The following is a 5238-nucleotide window of genomic DNA, read 5'->3' on the forward strand; positions in this document are numbered from 1 at the left end:
ATCTGTTCCCTTAGCTTTTTCTTCCTCATCTGTAAATCCATCATTGTCATCATCTGGATCTGTGACATCTGGGATACCATCTCCGTCTGTATCTCGTTGTACCGTTACTGGTACTTCTACTGTTTTCACTTCTCCACCATTTTTCACAGTAACTGGAATTTTCACCACACGCTCTTCTTCATCTTTACCCCAATCTTTAATGTCTGGTGTTCCGGTTAAGTTTCCATTGCCATCTACACTCATTCCATTTGTTGGTGTTGACTCAATTGTTGATCCCTCTTTACTTGGTGTCACAACTTTTTTATCTGTTGGCACTGGTGCTTTTTCACGTACTGTTACTGGTGTTGTTGCTACTGTTAATGTGTCTGGTGTACTTGGTTTTGAATTTGGATCTTTTGGATCTGTTCCCTTAGCTTTTTCTTCCTCATCTGTAAATCCATCATTGTCATCATCTGGATCTGTGACATCTGGGATACCATCTCCGTCTGTATCTCGTTGTACCGTTACTGGTACTTCTACTGTTTTCACTTCTCCACCATTTTTCACAGTAACTGGAATTTTCACCACACGCTCTTCTTCATCTTTACCCCAATCTTTAATGTCTGGTGTTCCGGTTAAGTTTCCATTGCCATCTACACTCATTCCATTTGTTGGTGTTGACTCAATTGTTGATCCCTCTTTACTTGGTGTCACAACTTTTTTATCTGTTGGCACTGGTGCTTTCTCACGTACTGTTACTGGTGTTGTTGCTACTGTTAATTCATCAGGCGTTACTTTGACTGGAACATCTACTGTCTCTTTACTTCCGTCTGGATACGTTACCTCTACTTTTCCAGTGTAGTCTCCTGGTGTATTTGGATCTATTGTTCCTGCTGGCGTTACGTCTTTAACAGTAACTGGCACTGGATTTCCACTTGCATCTGTGATTGGTCGAATATTATCTGTTAAATCAACTGTACCACCTTTTTTAATCACTTCTGGTGTTGCTTCTGGCGTATATTTGTCCGCATCTGTTGCTTCAACAATAATTTTTGCAGTTGTGTTGTCTGTTGTTCCATCTTCATAAGTTACAACAACTGGAACATTTACTTCTGTTCCTACTGCTGTATTTTCTGGAATTGGATAAGTCACTACTCCCGTTGTTCCATCTACGCTTGCTCCTGCTGGGGCATTGTCACCTAATTTATACGTTACTTTTGGTGTAGCAGCATTATTTTCTCTATCTTTAAATGTTGGAGCATTCGTTGTTGCTGTTCTTCCTGCTTTACCTTTTGTATCTGTATACGTTGGTTCATACGTTTCTGCATCTTTTGGTTTAGATGCTTCAACAATAATTTTTGCATTAACTGTCGCACGTGTTCCATCTGGATACGTTAACGTAACAGGTACCAAAATTTCTGTACCAGCAGGTGCATTTTCTGAAACAGTTGCTGTAATAACCCCTGTTTTTTCATCAATTCTCACATTGCTAAGATGTTCAGGGTTTCTAGAAATAGCAAAGCGAGAACCTGGTGGTACCTCAACTTGTCTTGTTGAAATATCCGTTAATTTTGGAACAATGGCCTGTGCTGTATCTCCAGCTTTAACAGTAGAATCATAATACGTTACATCATAGGTTTGTTTATCTGGAGCATTCAGAGTCAACAAGTTTGTATCTAAAAACGCATTAGCGTATGAGCCTCGTAAAATACCTGGTTGATTTCCACCATTTTGATTGACACCTTCTCTTGTTTCTCTTCCCATCCAACCTTCAAAATTCAATGTTCCATTATTAGCTACAATAATTTTATTCAATTCTTTAGCCAATTCAACAGCATTTTTTGAATTTTTCAATCTATATTCTGTCGTAATATATAAAGGTTGTCCTAAAGTATAATTAAACAAGTTTTTTCTGAAGAAATTACGAACTTTATCAACATCTGCCTGTCTACTTTTTCCTGCAATAGTAAATTGAGAGTTACTTCTTGTATCAACAATTCCATCATTTCCTATGCTCAAATTATATTTTGAGAAATTATTTAACAAATTCCCACTAGCATTTGAACGATAAATTTTCACATCACCTTTGCTAAGGAACGGCAGTAAGTCTGTAGGAACTTGTTGAACAAGATATGGTAATGTTTGATAAGTATTTGCTGGCCCTAACAAACCATAATCACCTGATGGTGTAATTAAGTAAACCACTTTTATTGTACTTACAGTGTTAGAATCTCCTGAATACAAATCTGGCAATACTTTCAAAATTGGTGGAACATTCGATGCTGCATCTCGCTTAGTTCCAGTAAAGTTATTACGTACTCCATTATCTGAAGCATTCAAATGTCTATTGTTTGTACTAAACCAACTGTTATCAATAGATTCTGCAACAAGTTTATTAGGCCCCTCAGACTTTTTATAATCTTTACCAGTTACCCAACCTGCTGAATAAGAAATCGGTGTATTAGATAATCCTAGGTTTGCTAAACTTTTTCCGCTCTTTAAATTGATGATAATTTTATTTTCATATTTTGTTCCAATATGCCCAGTATTGAACGTTTTTGTCAATAACTCAACATGCCAAGTAGATGGATTACCATTATACATTTTGAATTGTTGTCCATTTACGGAAATACTATCTATATTTTCATAAAACAATGGATTCTGGAAAGCCAATACATAATGTCCTGACAATGGGAATGTTGCATCTTTCTTCCATCCAGTTGCAAGCTGAGTCCAAGAAGTAGAATTCAATGTAATTTTATTTCCTACAATACTCTCAAATTCTGTTCCAGCATAAAGTACATTTGTTTCACTAGGCAAACCATTTCTAGCTGGAGAAGTAATACCTGCTAAATCAAAATCATTTGTGACATCTATTCCCGGTCTATTTGCACTAATGCCACCTTGAACAGTAATTGGTTCAACAGTTGTTGTCTGTGTTTTTTCAACGCCATTTTTATCAACAACTTTTACAACAAGTTGTCCACCACGAACAGAACGTTCAAATGAATAACTACCATTTGAACCAGATAAAACAACCGGTTCACCATTCAGAGTAGCTGTTACTTTCACAGCATTTTGTGTCAATATTGTCACAGTAGAATCAGTTATATCCACATTAAGAACAGCCGGTCCTTCATCTGCATTACGAAAAGCACTCGTAGCATTTCTATCGGCATAATCGGCAAGTTTTTTTCTTACATTGGCTGCTCTTGCATCAGATTGAATAGCATTTAATTCATCTTTAGATTGAGCATTTGACGCTTGAGTTACAAATTCTTGTTTTTCATTGTCATTCAAATGAGATAAAGAACGAATTTCATCAGTCAATTTTTCTTTTCTTACATCGATTTCAGTTTTTTCAACTATTCTTAAAGAATCTCCTTCAAGCGCATCAACAGTTCCTACTGATGCTGTTACTACACCAAACATGGCTACAAGAGAACAACCAAAAAGAATCTTCTTTCCTTTTTTAATCATTCTCCAACCCGTTTGTTTCATATTTTGTCTATTAAAATACATGTTTTCCCTCTCATCCTTTTCTTTATTTTTATTTCGTAATAATACTGCTTTATCCCTATACATATTATCCCTGAATTATATACTATTCAATAAGCTAATAAAGCACTTTTCCCTTCCACCTCCAATTGACCCCAAAAGCGTTACATATAATATACCTTAAAATTATATACGATAAGATTATACTATAATTCTATGAATTATAATAGAATTACGCATATAAATATATATTTTATATAGTTTTATATATAAATTCGATAATTTCTTGAAATGTATAACAAATTTACAGAAAATAAAATTGCTTTTTAACTGTCATTAATCATTTTTCATATATTTTATAAACATTTGACATAACATTGATGTATTCAATTCTCTCCCTATTTAGTATTTCAAATACATTATAATGAATATTCTAGATTGATATGTTGTCAATACAACAGTGCAATTTTTATGCTTTCAACTTCTATATTATTGTACACCTTTTACTTTTCTGCACGTACCATACTATTCACAACTCTCTCAAAAAGTCATTTTTAAACTTATATTGTGTTATATGTATACCCCTTTTTAGCACTTAATTATTATACTAATCCAGTCTATCACACAAAAGTATTGCGTGCAATACTTTTATACGAAAAAGTTAGGTTTGCTATAATTATCATATATTTTTAAAGTTGGTATGATATAGAGATAAGCAACACTATTAGATAGTGAGGTACGCTAATGAGCAATTCTAATCTACAAGAATACATTGCAACACGAGTAAAATATTTTAGAAAACAAAAAGGAATTAGTCAAGAAAAACTTTCAGAAATCGCTGGGTTAGGTACAAAAGCAGTTCAAAATATTGAGGTAAAAAAATACGATTTTAAAATACAAACTATTTCAAAGATTTTAGACGCTTTGAACATATCAAGAGAAGAATTTTTTGACCTATCTATTTCCACCAAAAATCAACATCTTCTGGATGAATTAATACTCTCTATCGAACGCCTTTCCATCACCAAACAAGAATCTATACTAAGATCTTTTATTGACATTCTTAACAATATAGAATAAAAATATTCGCTATATGTTAAATCTAGCATATAGCGGATATTTTCGTACTAAAGACACATCAAGTTAATAAAAAAAGTTGTATAACAATTTAAGCAAAATGATGCTTCATCAAATCATACTTTTAATCTAACTGATTTTTTTCACTAAATATTATAAATAAATTACACATAATACTGTTTTATCCTCTGTAATATTTAGATATATTCATTCTTTTTAGCTCATACTCAGCATTCATTATATTGTGTATTAATTTTATTCATAGTAGAATACAACAAGAAAGTATACATGAACTTTTCTGATTATAAACTCTATAATTAAAAAATGCGATAATTAGAAATACAATGAGTCATCTAATATCAGAATTAAAAACTAATGCACTATCCAAACGCATATAAAGTTATTAACAGTTTTCCTTAATACAATGGATCACTCAAACAAAAAGGGCTCTTCGTCAAATTATGTTGGTAAGTAAAAATTCCAGCAAATATTAAGTTGTTTTTTCTTAATAGGGCTAATTGTTTCTTTTCGAATCGGTATGCAGTTGTCAAGGTTTATAGCGTGAGCGTGCCTTGACAATAAGCATACTGATTTGATAGACTTTTCAGCCCATATTAAGATGGTTTAAATAATTTTTCTTGCACTAAAAATACTCGAGTTCGTAAATATGTAAAATATTTAAAC

2 protein-coding genes are annotated in these 5238 nt (G+C 33.0%); one reads left to right on the plus strand and one right to left on the minus strand.

What is annotated here, in order from left to right; genetic code table 11:
• On the minus strand, positions 1 to 3501 hold a 3501-nt coding region (locus E4T68_RS08305; protein WP_194185111.1), incomplete at its 3' end, for a Rib/alpha-like domain-containing protein.
• Positions 3502 to 4221: 720 nt separating this feature from the next.
• Between E4T68_RS08305 and E4T68_RS08310 the strand changes: the two genes are divergently transcribed.
• The gene (locus tag E4T68_RS08310) at positions 4222 to 4557 is read left to right on the plus strand and encodes a helix-turn-helix domain-containing protein (protein WP_135125925.1); all 336 of its coding nucleotides are present in this window, start codon (positions 4222 to 4224) and stop codon (positions 4555 to 4557) included.
• Positions 4558 to 5238 lie beyond the last annotated feature (681 nt).

It is taken from the genome of Granulicatella sp. WM01 (assembly GCF_004570605.1).
Lineage (GTDB): Bacteria > Bacillota > Bacilli > Lactobacillales > Aerococcaceae > WM01.

What these genes read in the sequence shown, in the direction of transcription:
- E4T68_RS08310 (WP_135125925.1), top strand. Translation starts at nt 4,222, where the DNA reads ATGAGCAATTCTAATCTACAAGAATACATTGCAACACGAGTAAAATAT.